The organism is Bradyrhizobium sp. YCK136, from assembly GCF_044570075.1.
In the GTDB taxonomy this organism is placed as follows: Bacteria; Pseudomonadota; Alphaproteobacteria; order Rhizobiales; family Xanthobacteraceae; genus Bradyrhizobium; species Bradyrhizobium diazoefficiens.
Genome location: NZ_CP172424.1, coordinates 6,868,244 through 6,887,201 on the forward strand (window position 1 = coordinate 6,868,244; position 18,958 = coordinate 6,887,201).

The 18,958-nt window shown below is 60.1% G+C and carries 19 protein-coding genes; 7 read left to right on the forward strand and 12 right to left on the reverse strand.

Annotation, left to right across the window (positions count from 1 at the left end):
* Positions 1-91 precede the first annotated feature (91 nt).
* The 9 genes from ACFLEY_RS33145 to ACFLEY_RS33185 form a co-directional block, all read right to left on the reverse strand.
* On the reverse strand, positions 92-1,156 hold the full coding sequence (locus ACFLEY_RS33145; protein ID WP_026192128.1) for an IS630-like element ISRj1 family transposase: 1,065 nt from the start codon (positions 1,154-1,156) through the stop codon (positions 92-94).
* A gap of 19 nt (positions 1,157-1,175) precedes the next feature.
* Positions 1,176-2,303: a DUF3422 domain-containing protein gene (locus ACFLEY_RS33150; RefSeq protein WP_211434292.1), complete on the reverse strand. Its 1,128-nt coding sequence runs from the start codon at positions 2,301-2,303 to the stop codon at positions 1,176-1,178.
* Between the two features lie 344 nt (positions 2,304-2,647).
* Entirely contained in the window at positions 2,648-3,907 is a 1,260-nt protein-coding gene (locus ACFLEY_RS33155; RefSeq protein ID WP_060910559.1) for a Glu/Leu/Phe/Val dehydrogenase, read from the reverse strand.
* A 219-nt stretch (positions 3,908-4,126) separates the two neighbouring features.
* The gene (locus tag ACFLEY_RS33160; protein ID WP_060910558.1) at positions 4,127-4,789 is read right to left on the reverse strand and encodes an amino acid ABC transporter permease; all 663 of its coding nucleotides are present in this window, start codon (positions 4,787-4,789) and stop codon (positions 4,127-4,129) included.
* On the reverse strand, positions 4,786-5,448 hold the full coding sequence (locus ACFLEY_RS33165; RefSeq protein WP_225005044.1) for an amino acid ABC transporter permease: 663 nt from the start codon (positions 5,446-5,448) through the stop codon (positions 4,786-4,788). Before ACFLEY_RS33165 ends, ACFLEY_RS33160 begins: the two co-directional genes overlap by 4 nt.
* 53 nt (positions 5,449-5,501) lie before the next feature.
* Positions 5,502-6,377, reverse strand: a complete 876-nt coding sequence (locus ACFLEY_RS33170) for a transporter substrate-binding domain-containing protein (protein ID WP_035677874.1) — start codon at positions 6,375-6,377, stop codon at positions 5,502-5,504.
* Positions 6,378-6,421: 44 nt separating this feature from the next.
* Positions 6,422-7,171 (reverse strand): amino acid ABC transporter ATP-binding protein, encoded by a 750-nt coding sequence (locus tag ACFLEY_RS33175; protein ID WP_082755985.1) that lies wholly within the window; start codon positions 7,169-7,171, stop codon positions 6,422-6,424.
* A 17-nt stretch (positions 7,172-7,188) separates the two neighbouring features.
* Entirely contained in the window at positions 7,189-8,205 is a 1,017-nt protein-coding gene (locus tag ACFLEY_RS33180) for a glutamate cyclase domain-containing protein (RefSeq protein WP_060910556.1), read from the reverse strand.
* The gene (locus ACFLEY_RS33185) at positions 8,202-9,035 is read right to left on the reverse strand and encodes a hypothetical protein (RefSeq protein WP_249163389.1); all 834 of its coding nucleotides are present in this window, start codon (positions 9,033-9,035) and stop codon (positions 8,202-8,204) included. The genes ACFLEY_RS33180 and ACFLEY_RS33185 overlap by 4 nt, the downstream gene beginning before the upstream one ends.
* An 84-nt stretch (positions 9,036-9,119) precedes the next feature.
* On the opposite strand from ACFLEY_RS33185, the gene ACFLEY_RS33190 reads away from it, so the two are divergent.
* A complete protein-coding gene (locus ACFLEY_RS33190) occupies positions 9,120-9,536 on the forward strand; it encodes a hypothetical protein (protein WP_249163388.1) in 417 nt (138 codons plus the stop codon).
* Positions 9,537-9,721: 185 nt separating this feature from the next.
* Here ACFLEY_RS33190 and ACFLEY_RS33195 read toward each other — a convergent pair whose 3' ends face one another.
* Genes ACFLEY_RS33195 through ACFLEY_RS33205 form a run of 3 tightly spaced genes read right to left on the reverse strand, consistent with a single transcriptional unit; the run spans position 9,722 to position 13,295 of the window.
* Entirely contained in the window at positions 9,722-10,768 is a 1,047-nt protein-coding gene (locus ACFLEY_RS33195; RefSeq protein ID WP_129557514.1) for a glutamate cyclase domain-containing protein, read from the reverse strand.
* A gap of 26 nt (positions 10,769-10,794) precedes the next feature.
* On the reverse strand, positions 10,795-12,300 hold the full coding sequence (locus ACFLEY_RS33200; RefSeq protein WP_249163387.1) for an aldehyde dehydrogenase family protein: 1,506 nt from the start codon (positions 12,298-12,300) through the stop codon (positions 10,795-10,797).
* Between the two features lie 23 nt (positions 12,301-12,323).
* Positions 12,324-13,295, reverse strand: coding sequence for an NAD(P)-dependent oxidoreductase (locus tag ACFLEY_RS33205; protein ID WP_082755982.1), 972 nt, complete (start codon positions 13,293-13,295; stop codon positions 12,324-12,326).
* A gap of 110 nt (positions 13,296-13,405) precedes the next feature.
* On the opposite strand from ACFLEY_RS33205, the gene ACFLEY_RS33210 reads away from it, so the two are divergent.
* From ACFLEY_RS33210 to ACFLEY_RS33235, 6 genes are all read left to right on the forward strand, one after another.
* Entirely contained in the window at positions 13,406-14,323 is a 918-nt protein-coding gene (locus ACFLEY_RS33210; RefSeq protein ID WP_060910554.1) for a LysR family transcriptional regulator, read from the forward strand.
* Between the two features lie 122 nt (positions 14,324-14,445).
* The gene (locus ACFLEY_RS33215; RefSeq protein WP_249163386.1) at positions 14,446-15,288 is read left to right on the forward strand and encodes a transporter substrate-binding domain-containing protein; all 843 of its coding nucleotides are present in this window, start codon (positions 14,446-14,448) and stop codon (positions 15,286-15,288) included.
* Positions 15,289-15,312: 24 nt separating this feature from the next.
* Positions 15,313-15,978 (forward strand): amino acid ABC transporter permease, encoded by a 666-nt coding sequence (locus tag ACFLEY_RS33220; protein ID WP_060910552.1) that lies wholly within the window; start codon positions 15,313-15,315, stop codon positions 15,976-15,978.
* On the forward strand, positions 15,975-16,625 hold the full coding sequence (locus ACFLEY_RS33225; protein WP_060910551.1) for an amino acid ABC transporter permease: 651 nt from the start codon (positions 15,975-15,977) through the stop codon (positions 16,623-16,625). The genes ACFLEY_RS33220 and ACFLEY_RS33225 overlap by 4 nt, the downstream gene beginning before the upstream one ends.
* An 8-nt stretch (positions 16,626-16,633) precedes the next feature.
* On the forward strand, positions 16,634-17,437 hold the full coding sequence (locus tag ACFLEY_RS33230) for an amino acid ABC transporter ATP-binding protein (RefSeq protein WP_211434291.1): 804 nt from the start codon (positions 16,634-16,636) through the stop codon (positions 17,435-17,437).
* 336 nt (positions 17,438-17,773) lie between these two features.
* Positions 17,774-18,903 (forward strand): IS3-like element ISRj2 family transposase gene (locus ACFLEY_RS33235; RefSeq protein ID WP_085967151.1). Its coding sequence is split into 2 segments (ribosomal slippage): positions 17,774-18,026 and positions 18,026-18,903, totalling 1,131 coding nucleotides; the frame shifts between segments, so codons are not numbered across the junction.
* Positions 18,904-18,958 lie beyond the last annotated feature (55 nt).

Consider the following 18,958-nt stretch of genomic DNA (forward strand, 5'->3'; position numbering starts at 1 on the left):
CAAAGAGAACAAGCGGGACTGCCAAGAGCAATAGAGGTTTCGCAAAATGCGTATTAACCCCCAGCTCAGAAACACTTTCTAGTACCCGGAATCAGAGCTGAGTGATACGGCGGCCTTTGAAACGGCGTTGACGGACCTTTTTCTTGGTCCAGACGAAGGGCTCGGCTCTGTCGTTGTATGCGTTGACGTAGGCATCGATGTGTTCCTGAAGCTGCTTGAGGCTCGTGAAGGAGGTGCCGCTGAGCGACTGCCCCTGCAAGATGGAAAACCATACTTCGACCTGATTGAGCCATGACGCACTTGTCGGCGTGAAATGAAATTGCACGTTGGGGTGGGCCTTGAGCCAGTCCTCGTTCTTTTTATGGGTGTTGAGGTTGTCGAGGATGACGTGAAGCTTGCGGTTCGGAAAAGCCGCGGTGACGCTGTTCATGAAATCGAGAAACTCGACGCGGCGCCGGCGTTTTGAATGGGTCGCGATGATCTTTCCGGTGGCGACTTCGAGCGCCGCAAACAATGTTGTGGTGCCATGCCGCTTGTAATCGTGGCTTTGGCCGGTCAAGGCGCGGCCATTGGGCAACTTCAGATAACCCTGCGCTCGCTCCAAAGCCTGGATCGAGGGCTTCTCGTCCACGCACAGCACAATGGCCTTCGCCGGCGGCGCGACATAGAGGCCGACAACATCGGCGGCTTTGGCCGTAAAGTTCGGGTCGTTGCTCTCGCACCAGGACTTGCGAGCCACCAGGTCAATCTTGTGGCTGCGCAGGAACCGCCAGACATATTGGACATCGACATCGCCCAGCGCCTCGGCCAGCAGGGGGCCGGTCCAGCGCGCAAACCCTTGCGGTGGCGGCTTATCCAGCAGCTTCAGAATCCGCTTGTCGGTCGTCTTCGTATAGATCGGCTGCTTGCCAGGCCGCGGCTTGTCTTGCAGCCCTTCAAGGCCATGGTCGGCATAGCGATGCCGCCAAAGGCTGACAATCCGCGGCTGGACCCCAACTTCCTTGGCGATCGACCGGGTGCTGCGCCCATCCGCCGCCAACAGAACTATCCGCGCCCGCTTCAAATCGCGCTGCAACGTCACCGGTGAGCGACAGCACGCCTCAAGCACCTTGCGATCTTTCCTCGAAAGGTGGACTTCTCTTGCTTCGGGTATCATCCCGACCTTGAATCACGACTCACGTTCCAAGAAAAGTGGGTACTAGAACGTTCTTTACAAGGCCGATAACGTAGTAGGTGATCGCTATAACCGAAAAACCTTCTACCGCCTGCTGTATGTGCAGCGCGGCTTTCGCGCGCTCCCCCATCGCAGCCAAAAGAGACGCGTTCTGGTCCTCCAGTTGCACCTGGACGGTAGTGCGCAAGAGATCTCCTGCCAAACGGACCCGCTCCGACAACTCGTCCAAGCGCCTTTCGGCGGCGTGGCAGGTACGAATCGCTGGTTGGAAGCGCCTCCCTATGAACGTTCCAATTCTTTGTCGCTGTTCGACGCGCCCCTCCCGAATCTCCTCGATCCTGCTTGCGACAATTTCGGCATATGCTCTGGCCGCTCCGAATCGTTTGCGCGCCGTCGCAGAAAAGTTGAGGACATCGGATGAAAGGCTGGTTACTTCCGACAGCAACGCTTTGTCGACTTTTGTAGCACTCTGCATATGTGCAATCAGACGGCTCAACCGACGATCGTATCCGGCAAGCTCTAGGAGAGTCCGACGCGCCACTGGCATGGCCAACAACGCCATCATTCTATACGTTTCAATCTCGAGAAGGCGGCGAACCATCCGACCGGTTCGATATGCATTCAGACTCTTATTGAAGAGGATCATCTCAACAAAACCATTCTGGTCGAGGCGGAAGTTAGAGTGCACTTCCGCGTCGCCACCCCCGACTTCGGAGGCCACACAATCGGCGTTTGGCTCATCAGTTCGCTTGCCGCACTTTTCATCGCGAACGCGCACATGAATCGCCGCAATTGTCTGTCCTTCAACAAGAGCGCACAGCTTGAGAAATGACTCCGGTGGCACCGCCGATTGTTCCGAGGGGGCAGTGACAAAGGTCAACGTAAGAAACTCAGCGTGCAACTCCCACTTAATGCGCCCGTCCATATAGCGTGCGATCCCATGCTTCCCTTGCTGCGTGATCCACAATCCCTCAAGGGATGAGAGGCAACTCGGTACACAGGGCTGACGGTTGTCGTCTACTATGGCGACATGCCAGACGTCTGTATCACCCTCGAAATACAAGGATGGTCGTGCGTGGAGTTCATTGTGAAGCTCCGCACGCAAGGGATGCGAGAAATTCAAGTCCATAATGTCCAACTCACGCATGCTTCGAAACTGGGGTCGAATGCTTCTTTATTAGCGAACGGCGACGTCACCTTGCGACTGCGGCGAAGCTAAGATTTGCTAGCTCGACAAAAAGAAGGGCCACCGCTCACGCGGTGGCCCAGTCAGGGAGGAACTGGGAACATTGGTCAACACATCTTGACAGGAGGGTCCTCCCGCATCCGCAACGAAGATTGCCCACATCGAATTCACCGATGCTCAGCACGGCCCACCGTAAGATCATGGGTCGCTTGCACGACCTTGTTACCGTCATGTTGAACTTTTCACCGTCTCAGCTTCAGCGGGTCGGATGACCACGCCAAGCTCAATTAAGGAAACAATCCACGCAGCTTTTTCCCTTCACGAACCTTTTCAATCCCTATCGCCATTGCAGCCATGCGGTGGGAAATGCCATCCTTGCGGGCGCGGCGAATGACCCGATCGAAAGTCACATTTAGGATGTCTTTCAATCGATCATTCACTTCTTTCTCAGTCCAGAAGAGCCGTTGCAGGTCTTGAACCCACTCAAAATAGGAAACGATCACTCCGCCGGAGTTGCAGAGGATATCCGGCAATACAAAGATATCGCCTCGTTCTTCGATAATCGCGTCGGCATCTGGCGTTGTCGGACCATTTGCTCCCTCGGCTAGAATCCGACACGAAAGCTCCGGAGCATTTGTGGCTGTAATGACCTGTTCGGTGGCGGCGGGGATCAAAATGTCACATTCGCGGGTCAAAAGCTCCGAAGGATCAATGGCCGACTCGCTGGACCAGCCAGCCAAATACCGCTTCTGACCGACGTAGCGCTCAATCGCATCTACCGGTAGTCCAGCGGGATCGTAGTAGGCAGCCGTGTGATCGCTCAGACCTACAATTCTCACGCCCATCTCTCGGGCCAAAATATACGCCGAGATACTTCCTACGTTGCCAAACCCCTGAACGATCGCTGTCGATCTGGACGAATCGAGCTGAATTGACTCCAGCGCGCGTTTGACGAGATGCGCAACACCCCGTCCAGTCGCCTCCCGCCGTCCCGCAGTGCCGCCAATCGCGACGGGCTTCCCGGTTACTATCTCATTGATCGCGTGCCCCTTGTACATGGAGTACGTGTCCATGAACCAGGCCATGACTTGTTCATTCGTCCCCATGTCGGGCGCCATGACATCCGTATTCGGTCCTACGAAAGGAATCATCTCTTGCATGTAGCGGCGGCTTATCGCCTCGAGTTCGCGCGCGGAGAGGCTATTGGGATCGCAGGCAACTCCGCCCTTAGCGCCACCATAAGGCAACCCCGACAATGCGCATTTCCAACTCATCCAAATCGCTAGGGCAGCGACTTCGCCAACATCTAACTGCGGCGAGAATCGAGTACCGCCCTTTGTCGGTCCCAAAGTAAGATGATGCTGAACACGATACCCTTGGAACACTTTTGTTCGCCCATCGTCTGTGTGCAGCGGTATCGACACGCTGATCGCGCGCTTCGGGTATAGCAACCGGTCACGATGTTCCGATTCGATTCCGATGTAGTCTGCGACAAGATTAAACTGCTCCTGCGCCATTGCGAACACCGGTCCGCTGTAGATGCTCATTGCACAATCCTTGTAAGTTAGCGTTGACGGTCGATGGCCGTCCGCGCGGCCGCTTTTTAGGCGATGATCTGACGGGCGTGGGCGCGCTCTCGGTGCAGTTTGGGCTTTGCTTGAACTAGAACAAGTCTCCGCGAAAAGCCCTCGATGGAGTCGATCGGGTCTCGCCAAAACGGGGCAATTGCCTTTCCCTCGAAGGTTTCGATCGACTAGGAATTGATTTCAGACTCGAAGACGGCGTTCGATCATACTGGCCAGCCCGGTCAACGAGTAGCAGATCACAAAGAATATGCTCAGCACACCCAGATAGATCTCGATGGCGTGTGAGTCTCCGGTTCCGACATACGCTAGTCTTTCTATCATTTGACGCGCCGATCCCAGGAGATCTGACACGCCGACAACGGACGTCAGTGCACTCGCCTGGACAAGAACGGTGAGCTGCCCGACGTAGGGCGGCAACGCACGCCGAAATGCTTGTGGCAAAATGACGAACACAAGCGCTTCCGTTGCACTCAAGCCAAGCGCTCGGGCACCCTGCTCTTGGCGATGTGGAATTGAATCCAAGGCGCCTCGAAAGACCTCACCGATGTTCGCCCCGCCCCAGAGCCCCAATCCGATTATTGCGGCCGTGAGTGGGCCCGTGCGGAGACCAATTTGCGGAAGGGCAAAGAACACGAAGAGGAGTATCATAAGCGACGGCACGCCGCGGAACAACTCGACGTAAAGCCGTCCGAGAAAGCGCGCGAACGTGAGCGTGCTTTGCGACAGTGCCGCGATCAGGAGACCAAGCATTGTCGCCAAAATGACGGTGAGCAGCGAGATCCACAAAGTGACCAAAAGGCCCTTACCAAGGTAAAGGGTGACAGGCCAAACCCAGTTGTTCATTTAACTACTCCCAGCCCCGGAATCGCGAGCCTGCGCTCGAACGTACGAGACAAAGCGCTGAGGATGCTGCACACCAGCAGGTACATGAGACAAGCGATGCCGAAGGTCTCAAACACTTTAAACGTATCTGACACGATCCGGTTGGCGACATAGGTCAATTCCTGATAGCCGACGACGATCATGAAGGAGGACGATCTGAACTGCGTGATCGCCGTGGTCGTTGTTCCGGTGATCGCCATGCGCAACGCGATCGGGAGTGTGACGTCAAGAAAGGTCTGGAACGCCGGCAAGCCGAGAGCGCGAGCTGCCGTCACTTCGCCTTTCGGCACAGCTTCGAATGCGGCCCTGAAGACCTCCGTTTGATAAGCACCGCCCCACAATGCGAGCGCTAGCCAGGAAGTTTCGAATGGCGTCAGACGGATGCCTATGTCGGGTAGCGCGTAGAACAGGAGGAATATCTGTACGAGGAGCGGCGTGCAGCGGAATGCATTTACGAATCCAACGATTGCAATGTTGGTGATGGGGATCCGTGCATAGCGTATTGCCCCGAGCACGAGCCCGATCCCAATTCCGAGCGCGATGCCGATCGCGCTGATGAGGAGGCTGTTGCCGAGCCCCGCCAGCAGCTCAGTTACCTCTTTCATGAGATCGTTCTGCACGATCCGCACCTCCGCTCAAGCCGAATTGGGACGCTATCGCGCTGCCGGGACCCTCAAGATTTGCACTCCATGGGATCGACGCCGGCATAGTCGAGCTTGACCTTCGGCCCCGGGACGACATTGCGATACTTCGCGACCATCGTCGGATCCTTGACTTCTTCGGCGAAGGCTTTGTAGAAGGCATCTTCTTCGCGCATCTTGGCGATCACTGCGTTGATCCAGGCAAGCATGGCCGCATTGCCCTTCTTGACGCCAATACCCTGGATCGCAGGTGAAGCGAGCTCGCCAACGACTTTGAAGTTTTTGTTGTTCTGCACGAAGTTGTAGTCGTAGACGTCGATATAGGCGAAGGCGTCAGCACGCCCCTGGATCAGCATCGTGGAGGAATCGGCCGGGCTTTGGGCCGTGATCAGGTTCGCCTTCGGATGACACTTCTGTAACCAGGTCTGGTAGGTGCTCCCTGTCGGCGTCACGACCGTGCGACCGGCGAGGTCGGCGTAGTTGTTGATGGGAGAATCCTTCTTCACAACGAGCTGGAGATTGCTCAACCAGATCGGATCCGAGAAGTCGATTTGCTCGGCGCGCGCCGGAGTTCTGGCAAGCGAGGCGAGCACGAGGTCGACCTTGCTGGACTGCAAGAACGGGATACGGTTGCTGTCGTTCATACATTGGGTCTGGAGACCGGCTTCGGTGCCGAAGGCAAATTCGGCGATGCGCTTGACGAGCCCATACTCAAAGCCGGCAGGCTTTCCATCGAGCCCGACATAGCCTGCAGGCGGATACTGGCAATTGATGCCGATCGTCAGAACCTTTGGCGTGGCGAGGTCCGTGGGCAGCGGCACGTCCACCTTCGACTGCGCGATGGCCGGCAACGCCACTATCGAAAATGACAGGGCCGCGATCGCGGCTAGGCATTTCAGCATGTTCATAATCTCCGCTTTCCTGTTGATCTTGGTATGGCGAAAAAAGTAGGTCAGACGTCAGTGTGCGACAGGAATTGGCGCGTGCGGTCGTGACCTGGTCGATCGAGGACGTCGGCCGGATGCCCTTTCTCAACGACCACACCGTCGGCCATAAATACGAGTGTGTCGCCGACCTCTCGCGCGAAACTCATTTCGTGCGTCACGACAAGCATAGTCATGCCGGAGCGCGCGAGATCCTTCATGACGTTCAAGACCTCGCGTACGAGCTGAGGATCGAGCGCCGATGTGACCTCATCGAACAACATCACGTGAGGGCGCATCATTAGGGCTCGGGCAATCGCGACACGCTGCTGCTGGCCTCCCGAAAGCTGGTCGGGATAACTGCTCTCCTTGTCTGCCAAACCGACCTTCGCGAGCAACTCTCGGGCGCGCGCTTCCGATTCCGCAGTCGGCTCCTTCAAGACGCGACGCGGAACCAAGGTGAGATTCTTCAAAACGGTGAGATGCGGAAACAGGTTGTAGTGCTGGAACACCATTCCCACGCGCTGGCGGACCTTATTCACGTCCTGCTTGCCGGAGAGCAAGTCCTGGCCTTCCAGCACGATCTCACCGCCGACGACCGGCTGAAGCATGTTAACCGTTCGCAGGAGCGAGCTCTTGCCGCTGCCGCTCGGGCCAATGATGACGACGACCTCGCCTTGACGAACCGAGAGATCGACGCCCTTCAGAACCTCGTTTGATCCGTACGAAACGCGTATGCCACGCAGATCGAGGAAGCGTGCAATCGGTTCAGTTGACACTGGGCGCCTCTCTGTTTTCAGCGCAACGCTGGTCGAACGACCGCGGAGATCAGGTCGGTCATCGCGACATGCGTCTGGAGAGGAATCCCATCCACGTCAGCATCGACGACGTTGCCGACTGAGTTGATCAAGCCGATGTCGACACCGCGACGCAGCAGGTGTTCCTCCATTTTTGGCCCATGGAGGAGGTCGGGCCTCTTCAGACGGGCCGCAAGCGCCCCCAGGATGGCGTAGCAACCCCAGTTCGAGCAGGCTGCGGTGACTAGGACATCGGTGCCAGTCACCGCTCCGATGCCGGCACCGCCTTCCGGTCGCGCGTCGCCGAACTTCACATGACGCCGCACGGCGTCGGTGACGACCCCCATGCCTATCTCATTGCCCCCGTCGCCCACGCAGACGCTAGGAATCCCGCGGGCGAGCGCCTCGTCGAACAAGTAGTCAATCCGGGCCCGCCCCATGCCGTAGTCGATGCCGCGCATCGAGCAATAGATGCCGTCGGCGTTACGGCCGACCCGCTCCGTTGAGAAGACCAAGGCAGGCTTTAATTCATCGAGCAAGGCGGCGGAGGCGGCCTTCGCCTCGGCGTCCGTCACGGGAAAGGAGCGCGTGCTGGCGACCGCGAGGCTTCCGTCGCCGCTCGCAATCCGCGCCTGCTCGTAGGGGAGCACCGACAGGCCGGCGCTGGTAAGGATCTTGGCGGTGCCGTCGAGCAGGGTCTCCTCCGCGACAACGACACAGGTCGCTCGCTTGGATAGGGCAAGCGCTCGCACGACCGCGGCGGCGCCGGCAGGCCCGTCGTTCTCGCCGATAGTGGGCGAAATCCAGGCCCGCGAGACGGAGCCCGTCGTCACCACGACCGTCGCCCCCACCGGGATAGCGGCGAGCGCCTCGGCGGCCGCGCCGCACAGGGCACCGCCTTGCCGCGCGCGAGCCGCCTCGTAAAGATGTTCGACGCCTCGGCCCCCGAGATCGAGATTGACCAGTCGGTCGAGCCGGTCATCCATGCCCGCAAAGGCAGTGTTGGCGTTACTCATGCCTGGTCTCCGAGAACGAGCTGTGAGATTGCGGAGACATCGTCGATCCGCGAGGCGAGATGATCGAGTGCAGTATCGACGGCGGCGACGACGGCATCCTGGCCGCCAACTCTCCCGATCGCGTCGAGTGTCGGCTTCAGGCGCAGCGACACACGCGCCCCAGGCTGTCCGTGGGTGTTGACCGTGAGGATTCCGGCGTCGCGCAGGAGGACCATGCCGAGCGCAGTGGAGACCTCGCAGGGAACGAGCCCGAGGCCTTCGGCGGAACGGCCGGCGCGCCGCAGGACAACGGCGAGCACATCTTGCTCGTCGACCATTGGTCCGAGATCGCTGACAACCACGAGGTCGCGACCCAGCTTCTCGGCGAGTGCGACAGCGAGCGCCTGTCCGGAGCGAGCCTCCTCCCGCAGGTCCTCGGGCCGAAAAGCCTGGAGAGACCGCATGGCGCCAGCCGCGATCGGCGCGCGTGCCTCCATCCCGAATTCAGCGCCCTTAGCTGACGCCGCCGTGACAAGATTGGGGCGGCCGGCAAGGACGCCTGCGCGCGGTCCGGCGAGACCCGCCTTGTCGCAATTGGTAATCGCGAGATCGGCGCCGAGGGCGAGGCCCGGCTTACCGCCGTGGAGCACAGGACGCAGACGGGCGCCATAAGCATCATCCACGAACGCAATAGCGCCGACCGCGTGGGAGGCTTTGACGACAGCCGAGGTCACGGTGTCGTCCAGAAGCTCGAGGGCGCTCGTTACGGTGGTGACGACGACGAGGTTGGGTTTCGCCTTGGTCAGAGCTGCCTGCCAGTCGCGATCGCCCCCGATTTCGACGAGTTCCACCCGGGCGATGGAACAGCCTCGGATCACCGAAGCGTGCGATCGCCCGCCCGGAGGGACGACCGAAATCACGGGGCTGCCGGCGGCATGAGCGACGATGGTGGCAATGATTCCCGCGCTGGTGCGATTGAATACAGCGACGCCATCCCCGTCCTCGCCACCGAGGTGAGTGATCGCGGCCACTCTGAGGTCTTCGGCGAAGAGGCCCGGGCCGACCCATTCCTCGCACAGTGTCGTAAGATCCTCCGGCTTGAGCGGAAAGTCTCGCTGATTTCCCGTGAACACACCGATGGAATGCGGGCCGAGCTTGCGGACACGATCGGCCGCTACGGCCTGTCCGTGCCGAAGGCGACGCGCTTCGTCGACACTGGATCGGATGATGGTACCACGCGCAAAGCCGACAATGGGATCGATGGGATTGCCGAAGCGATCTGTGGGCTTCGGGGATTGCGTTTTCGACTCCGAGGCGACGGCTGTCATCATCTTCTCCTAGAACCAGTGTGACTTGGCGATGCGGACAACCAGGGAGCCAAGGTGACCGGCGACGCGCGATGAAATGGGCGTTCTTGTCAGGAGCATTCGGCGAAAGCGTCTTGCCGCGCGAATACGCCACGCGAGACATTCTCGATGCTTCAAGCCCGGTACGAGACCGATGAAGTCGGGCCCAACAGCGAAGTCGTAGCTCGGCGTCACGACGTCACCTCACGAGATCGCTGACGCGATGGTGACTCCGGACCAGGTTCGCTTGACGAACTTGCAACGATGCTTTGGAGTAGACTGACAAAGCCCCGATGACCGCTCTCAGGGACACCGTCAACGAGAGGTTCGGTGCTTGCCGTAGCGCCATCACGAGCGCCCGCACTAACGCAGGCTCTGATCAGATCCCCTTCGAGAGCATCGTTATGTAGCAGGTCGGGACTGCCTATTCCGACAGCAAGTCCGGCGCAAACGGCGTACGCGCCCCAGTTCGATATCGCAGCGCTGACGACCACGTCTGTCTCGACTGCCGTGACAACGAAGCTGTTGGGATGGAACGCGGCAAGCGCGGTCCGCACCGCACCGAAGCCGACCTCGTTACCGCCGTCGCCAATTCCTATCGTCAAGCGCTTCGCCGCGCGTCCGGCCTCCGCGAGCAAATGAAGATGCGCCATCGTGCCTGCAGGGCGACGGTCGCCCCGGACACCGTGGAAAAGACCATCGGGGTTGGGGCCGTCGAGTTCGACGAAGACGATTGCCGATGGCTGGTATCGCGCCATCAGCGCCTCGACGGCCTTGGGCCCATACTTAGGATGAGGCGGGATAGTCTCCACCTTGATTGGCCTTGCGGTAGAAGATCCAACGAGCGCGGCGCAGGCCTCCACCGGCTTAGAATGAGCCTCCTCCGAAACAATTGTGACCTGGGCGCCAAGACCGAGAGCTATGGCCCGTGCAAGGACAGCGGCGCCTGGCGGTCCGTCGGTTTCGCCCTGCGGGAGTTTGGGCGGAACGCCGGCACCTGTCGCCACGATGACGTTGTCTCCGTAGACGACGCGCGACATGAGTGCCCTGGCTGCCAACGTGGACAACGGCTCGCCGTGATGACGACGGCAGATCTCGTACATCGGAACGACGAGACCCGGTGGAAGCCCGCCCGAAAGAGGACGGGATTCAATCGTCATCAGACGATCGAACCGCTCGCCCGCCATGGCCAGAAGGGAGTCCGGACCCGTGGAGTCTTCGGTTAAGAGCATAACCATGGCGACCTCTTGGCCTGTCTGTCGGCTCACACCGTGACGGTCACGCTCTTGCGATAGGTGTAGCTCTCGAGGGCGCCTTCGATGGAATATTCGGCGCCGATGCCGCTCTGTTTGGCGCCGCCGTAGGACATGCCCGGGATCTGACCGCCGGCACGGTTGATCTGGAGCCAGCCTGCATCGATTCGCTCCGCTGCGCGCAGGGCGGTGGTGATGTCGTTCGTGAAGATGTAGGCGGCGAGACCGTAATGGGTGTCGTTCGCCCAGCCGATCATCTCGTCTTCGTTCGTCCAGGGGATCGCAACCAGGACAGGCCCGAAGACCTCTTCGCGCACAACTCGCCAGCTATTGTCGACGCCCGTCAGCACGACGGGGCCCGGCATGAAGCCGTCGGTGTCGTTGGCGGGAGCTGGGACCTGGCCAATCTCCACCTTCGCGCCACGATCGACGGCCTCGCGGATAAAAGCGCAAACCTCTCCGTAGCGCTCGGCGTTGATGATCGCGCCGATGTCGGAGGCCTCGTCGAGCGCGTCGCCGACTTTCATGGCCTTCAGCTTCTCGACAACCTTTGCAATCACCGGCTCGAATACGTCCCGGTGGATGAAGAGCCGCGAGCCCGCCGTGCAGGACTGCCCTTGGCGCGCGAAGCGCATGGCATTGATGACGTTTGTCGCGCAGGTATCGAGTTGCTCGGGCGTCGCCGCATCTGGATAGACGACGCAGGGGCTCTTGCCGCCGAGCTCAAGGGTGACCTTCGCAATGCGGTCGGCGGCGGCATGCGCCACGAGCTTTCCCACCTCGACCGAGCCTGTGAACGAGATCTTCGACACGTCGGGATGGTTCGAAAGCGGCGCACCGGCCTCGATGCCCGTTCCGGTGACGACATTGAAGACGCCGGCTGAGAAGATGTCGGCTGCAAGTTCCGCGACCTTGATGACCGCTAGCGGCGCGTCCTCGGCAGGTTTCAGAACCAGCGTGTTACCGGTGCCGAGCGCCATGCCGATCTTCACGGCTGCGAGTACGAGGGGCGAATTCCAGGGGATGATCGCGCCGACGACGCCAAGCGGCTCTCGCGTAGTGTAGCTGAATATCCCCGGGCCGAGCGGCAACGTCTCGCCCTTCTGCTCGGATACCACGCCGCCGTAGTAGCGCAGGACCTCGGCAGTGCTCGCGACCTCAGGTCGGCTTTGCGTGCGCAGCGCGTTACCCGTCTCGGCCGCGAGGACCTTGGCGATCTCTTCGGCATGCGCCGATACGCGATTGCCGAGTTCAGTCAAAAGCGCGCCGCGGGCCCGTGCCGCCATGCGGCGCCAGTTCGGAAAGGCCGCCTTGGCCGCCGCGACTGCGGCATCGACGTCTTGCTTGTCCGCAGCCCCGACCATGGCGATGGTATCGCGTCGGCAGGGATTCTCGACTGCCATCGTGCGGCCCGAGACCGGCTTGATCCACTTTCCGCCGATGAAGTTGCCAAGCAGCCCAGAGCGGGGCAACGTCAGTTCGGAATCGTAGCTGGTGGTGGCGAGTTGCGCTCTCATTTTTTCGTTCCTGTTCTTCGAAATCATGCTGCGGGCCGACGGAGATTGACCTTGAGCAGTCGCTCGTAGACCTCCGAGACGCTAGTGGAATCCTTTCCGCCCAGACCGTCCGCGCGGGCGGTATTGTAGATCTGGCGAACGAGCTGCCCGAGATACATCGGTGAAGCCGTGAACTCGTCGAGTGCGAGCGAGATGTCCTTGTGCATCAGGTCGAGCGCGAAGAAGGCTGGCCGTTCCTGCGTAAAGAGCGTCTTGCCGAGCCAATCCAGCATCTTGCTGCCGGCGAGACCTCCGCCGAGAACCTCAAGCAACACGTCGAGCTTCGCGCCGGACTTCACGCTAGCTGCCAGCACCTCGCCGAGTGCTACCGTGTTGATCGCGGTCAACAGGTTGTGGCTCAACTTCATAAGTTGTCCGGAACCGACTGGACCGCAATGAATGATCTTGCCAGCCAGCGTCTCAAGCACAGGGCGTGTCGCATCCAGCACGGTCTGGTCGCCCCCGATCATGATCAGGAGCTTGCCATTTTCTGCGCCGGCGACGCCGCCGCTGACGGGCGCATCGAGATAGTTGATCCCGGCTTTGTCGCAGATCGCAGCGACCGCCTTGGTGGTCGCGGGGTCTACCGTACTGAAATCGACCACAGTCGCGCCCTTCTTCGCAGCGGCGAGGATCCCGTCCTCACCGGTTACTGCCGCCCTCAGGGCCACTGGAGAAGGGAGGCTCGCCAGAATAAAATCGGCTCCGGCGGCAGCGGCCTTGGGGCTTGCGGCAGCTTCCACGCCAGCCGAGGCAAGCTTGGCGACGGCCGGCGCGTTGGGATCGAAGGCCCGCACCTTATGTCCGGCTTCGGCAAGCCGACGCGCCATATGTGAACCCATGCGGCCAACACCCAAGAAGGCGATCGTCGGCATCGATAAATCCTCGCGATATTGGCCAATAGGCCGGTCAAAACTCGGCGATCGCGGCCTCATCTTCGCGATGATCGCGATCACAGGGGTGATGCGGGCGGTTTTGGGCCGGTTCGACCGGCCCCGGAAGACCAGTCCAATTGACGCGAGGCGAAAGAAATTCTTACTCTCTGGTTCTTTGGAGATATGCGAGTTTGGCCCTCAGTCTTTCACGACTACGTCTCTTTCATGAGCTTTCCGAGCTCGGCACGATCTCGGCGGTGGCACGAGCGCTCGGCCAAACACGGCCGGCCGTGTCTCAACAGTTGGCGCTGCTCGAACGCGAGGCGGGAGCGGTACTTTTCGAGCGTTCGGCAGGAGGGCTGCGCCTGACAACCAAAGGGCAGCAACTCCTGGATCGCGTCACGCCGCTGCTGCAACTGGCAGAGCGCATCGAAGCCGAACTCGACGAGAAGGACGGACCTCCTGCGGGCGAACTACGACTTGCCGCATTCGGGAGTGTCGCGACCAGCATCGTTCCAAGAGCCTTGGGCTATCTCCACAAGACACACCCCCTGATCGATGCAAGCTTCGTCGAACTCGAGCCGACCGAGGGCCTCAAGGCAACTGTCGCCAAGCAGGTCGATATCGCAATTGTCGACGATTATGCCGATGCAAGTGCGTACCAACAGGCCCTCGAATTCCATCCCCTCTATGTCGACGCCTTGAATGCGATCCTTTCGTCAGACCACCGCTTCGCGAAGGCCGACTTGACAAGCATAGAGCTCAAGGATCTCTCGAACGAGAAGTGGGCTATCAACCAAACGGCGGTCGCCTATCAGCAGAACTTGACTAACGCGTGCTTGGCTGCCGGATTCGAAATGAAAATTGGCTGCAGCGCTCGTAATATTTCTGCCACCCTTGAGATGGTACGCACCGGACAATTCGTAACAGTCCTGCCCGGTCTTGCGGTGCAACCCCTCGACAAGGATCCCGACTTTCGCGTTCTTCCCATTGCGCCCGCCTTACACAGACACATATTCAGCGCCGTTCCCAAGGGCACATCCCGGCGCCCTATCGTTGCCGCTGCATTGGCGGCCCTGGAGCGAGCGGCCCTCAATTGCCGCCTCTAAAACGTTGGCAGCGTAACTATTTCTAACGTGCTCCGTCAGGAGCCGTGTTCTTTCGCCGCGGCAAGTCGAGCGCTAGTCGTTGAGCAAAGGCCACATCTTCTAACAACCAATGGAGCATGGACATGCGAAGCTATGGACTGCGGTTCGTCACCGGTCTGGTTGCGGCATTCTGCGGGTTCGCGCTCGCGGCCGGGGCGAGCCACGCTCAGGAGAAGTCCAGGCTGGATGAAATCCTGGCACGGGGCAAGCTGGTCGTCGGCGTGTCGAGCGAGTCACCTCCTCTCGGCTTCGTCGACGAGAAGGGGGAGCTGGTCGGCTTCGACATCGATGTTGCCCGGCTGATCGCCAAAGCGACTTTCGGTGATCCCAACAAGGTCGAGTTCATTCGCCAGAGCGCAGCCCAGCGCTGGCCCAATGCCCAGAACGGCACGATCGACTTTGGCGCGCAGACGACAACCATCTACGCCGACCGCGCGCAGCGGGTCGCGTTCACCCGCAACTATATCGATGGCGGCATCGTCCTCATCGTCCGCAAGGATGCGCCCTTCAAGACGCTCGACGATTTGAACAAGCCGAACGTCACCATCGCCAATCTGACCACGCCGACCCAGGAGGAGCGCGCCAAGCGCCTCTTCCCGCAGGCCAAGCTCCAGACCTTTGACGGCATCGCCTCGCAATTCAACTCTGTGAAGCTTGGCCGAGCCCAGGCCGCTCAGCTCGATGCTCCCGTCGCCGCCTGGTATGTCAAGTCCAACCCGGACATGCGCGTGATGGAAACTCGCCTGACCGATGTCGTCAACACAGGCCTCTTTATGAAGCCTGGCGACTTCAGACTTTGGCAGTACCTCGACCTCGTCGTGTCCGAGATGACCGGCGGCTATCTCTTCGCCGAGTACAGCGCGACCTACGAGAAGTGGTTCGGCGAAAAGCCGAAGAATGCGAAGTGGTACCTCAACAATAACTGATCGACTGCGCAGAGAGGACGGGTGATGGATTGGTCACAGTTTGGCAACTTCGCCGTCCGCTACCTTCCGCAACTCTGGAACGGGATGCTCGTTACCATCGCTGTCGCGGCGCTCGCGGCACCGACGGCTCTCGCTATCGGCGTTCTTCTCACTGTTCCTCGCGTCGCCGGCTGGCGGCTACCCAGCGCTCTTGTACGAGCCTATGTCGAGGTGATGAGGAATACACCGCTCCTCGTCCAGATGTACCTCCTCTTCTTCGGCCTGCCACTCGTGGGAATCTTCTGGGGTGAGATCACCTGCGGTGTCCTCGCCGTCGCACTTCAGCACGCAGCCTTTTTGTCTGAGCTCATTCGCAGCGGCATCGCGGCCGTGGGCACCAAGCAGTGGGAGGCAGGACAGGCGATCGGCATGCGTCGTTGGGCGGTTTTTCGCCAGATCGTTCTTCCGCAGGCCGTTATCAAGGTCATGGCACCCGTCTCGAACCAACTGATCGTCCTTGTGAAGGACACGTCTCTCGTATCTGCGATCGGTGTGCTCGACCTGACGCTATCGGGCAAGGTCATCATCGAAAGATCAGGGGCATCCTTCGAAGTCTTCATCCTCGTTGCAGCGCTCTATCTGATCCTGACTTCCGTCATCGGCGTCGGGTTTCGGATCAGCGAGATGCGCTTCGCGCGGAGGCTCGGATGAGCATATCCGTCCTTCTCGCAAATCTGCCCTACCTGTTGCAGGGGGCTCTGGTGACGCTTTGGCTTGCCTTCGTCGTCGTCATAGCCGGCACGTTTCTTGGCGCGGTCGTTGGAACAATCGCGAGCGGCGGCGGACCGATCCTCCGGACGATCGTCACGTCCTACGTCTTCGTGTTTCGCGGCATCCCGGTATTGGTCGTGATGTTTCTCGGCTTCTACACTTTCCCGGCATTTGGGATCCGTCTCAGCGCCTACGCCGCGGTCATGATATCGATGATCTTCTATGTCGGCGCCTTCGTCACCGAGGCAGTGCGCGGCGCCATCGCAGCCGTGCCGACCGGTCAGATCGCAGCAGCTAAGAGCCTTGGCATGCGGCGGCTGACGATGCTCCGTGAGGTCGTCCTCCCTCAGGCAGCCCGTCTCTCGATTGCGCCGATCCTCAACATCTCGCTTATGGCGATCAAGCAGACCTCTTACGCCTCGGTCGTCGGAGCCTGGGAACTCTCCTTTGCGGCTCGCGAGGTCGTAGAGAGAACACTCGCGGCTTTCCAAATCTTCCTGGGTGTCATGCTGATCTACTTTTTGATCTGCTACCCCATTTCGTTGCTCGCGAACTATTGCGAGCGGAAACTCTCCTTCGATCACTGAGGGTGCCCATGACCATCTCCGCTGAATCACCCATCGTCGTGTCGGTGAATGGCCTCGTGAAATCCTTCGGGACGCATCGTGTCCTGAACGGCGTTTCTTTCGATGTCCGGCGCGGTGAAGTCGTAGTCGTTCTGGGCCCGAGCGGATCGGGCAAGTCCACCATGCTGCGCTGCGTCAACTTCCTTGAGACATTCGAGGACGGCACCATCACAGTGGATGGCGCACCGGTCGGCTATTGGAGCGACAGCGAAGGCCGTCGCCGCATGCTTGATGAGAAGGTGGTTGCGAAGAACCGTGAGCATGTCGGCATGGTCTTTCAAAGCTTCAATCTGTTCCCGCATCGGACCGTCCTACAGAACGTCATGATGGGGCCCGTGTCGGTCCAACACCGAGACAAGACTGAGGCGAGGAAGCAGGCGCTGGAGTTGCTCGAGAAGGTCGGCTTGGCCGACAAGCCCGACCAATATCCCGCCCGCCTCTCCGGCGGCCAGCAGCAGCGCGTGGCAATCGCCCGCGCTCTCGCGATGCGCCCGGCTGTTATGCTCTTTGACGAAGCGACATCGGCCCTCGACCCCGAGCTCGTCGGCGAAGTGCTCCGCGTCATGCGGGAATTGGCCAACGAAGGCATGACGATGATCGTGGTCACGCATGAGATGGGCTTCGCCCGAGAGGTTGCCGATCGCGTCATCTTCATGGACGGTGGCGTGATCGTGGAACATGGCGCGCCGCACGACATCATGGCCAATCCTCAATCCGAGAGGTTTCGATCGTTTCTGGGAACTGATCGACCAGCAAGCAACCCTCGAACGTAAGTATCATTCGAGTTACCGGTGCCGTCTTCGGTCAACTCCAATATGTCGTTGTTGCCGTAGCTCGAACTTTAAACGGCAAAGTGACGCAGCACGCGGTTCGCGACCGCGCTCCGCTACGGAGCGACGATATCCACGTCACAACCGCAGAACCGCCCCCTCAAGATGGAGTGACCTCATCCTAGTACCCACTTTTCTTGGAACGTGAGTCGTGATTCAAGGTCGGGATGATACCCGAAGCAAGAGAGGTCAGAGCTGGCCCCGCAAATTCGGACAGTAGCTTGAGTGGATTTTCTGCCTGACAGCGGCGAGGATTCTTGCTGCGAATCAGGAGCGAAGATGACGAAGAAGAGCCGCCGGACGCATTCTCCGGCATTCAAGGCGAAGGTTGCTTTGGCTGCGGTCAAAGGCGACAAGACACTGGCGGAGCTGGCGCAGCTGTTTGATGTTCATCCGAACCAGATCACGATCTGGAAAAACCAGCTCCTGGAAGGCGCCGCCGGCGTGTTTGGGCATGACAAGACATCGGCCGAGACGCCGGTCGATTTGAAGGCGTTACATGCCAAGATCGGCGAGCTGGCGTTGGAAAACGATTTTTTGTCCGGCGCGCTCACCAAGGCGGGCCTGCTGAGCGCAAAGCGATGATCGACCGCGATCATGATCTTTCTATCGTGCGCCAGGCGAAGGTCCTGAAGCTGGCTCGCAGCACGGTCTACTATGAACCTCGGCCAGTTTCGGCCGAGGACCTTGCCTTGATGCGTCGGCTCGATGAGCTGCATCTCGATTATCCCTTCGCGGGAGCGCGTATGCTGCGATCGTTGCTGCGGCGGGAGGGCGTATACGCCGGTCGCCGCCACATCGCGACGCTGATGAAGCGCATGCGGATCGAGGCGGTCTATCGTCGCCCGAACACGAGCAAGCCGGCTCCGGGTCACAAGATCTACCCGTACCTGTTGCGCGGATTGAAGATCGAGCGGCCCGACCATGCGTGGGCAATGGACATCACCTACATTCCGATGCGGCGTGGCTTCGTCTATCTCGCGGCGGTCGTCGATGTGTTCAGCCGACGGGTCCTGGCCCATCGCGTCTCGATCACAATGGAGGCGGCCTTCTGCGTCGAAGCGGTCCAGGAGGCGTTGGCGAAGCACGGCAGGCCCGAGATTTTCAACACGGATCAGGGCAGCCAGTTCACCAGCCTCGAGTTCACCGATGTGCTGCTGGACGCGAAGATCGCCATCAGCATGGACGGCAAGGGCGCCTGGCGCGACAACGTGTTTGTCGAGCGGCTCTGGCGCACGGTCAAATACGAAGAAGTTTATCTCCGCGCCTACGACAGCGTGTCCGAGGCGCGAGCGTCAATTGCCAAGTATCTGGCCTTCTACAATCAGGGACGCCCTCACTCGAGCCTTGACGGGCGCACGCCCGACGAGGCTTACTTCGGCACGCAAGCTATGGTGATGGCCGCATGACCGTCGCCGACGGTTTTGTCGTCGCTCTGGTCGGGCTACGCCCTCCCGACGCAAC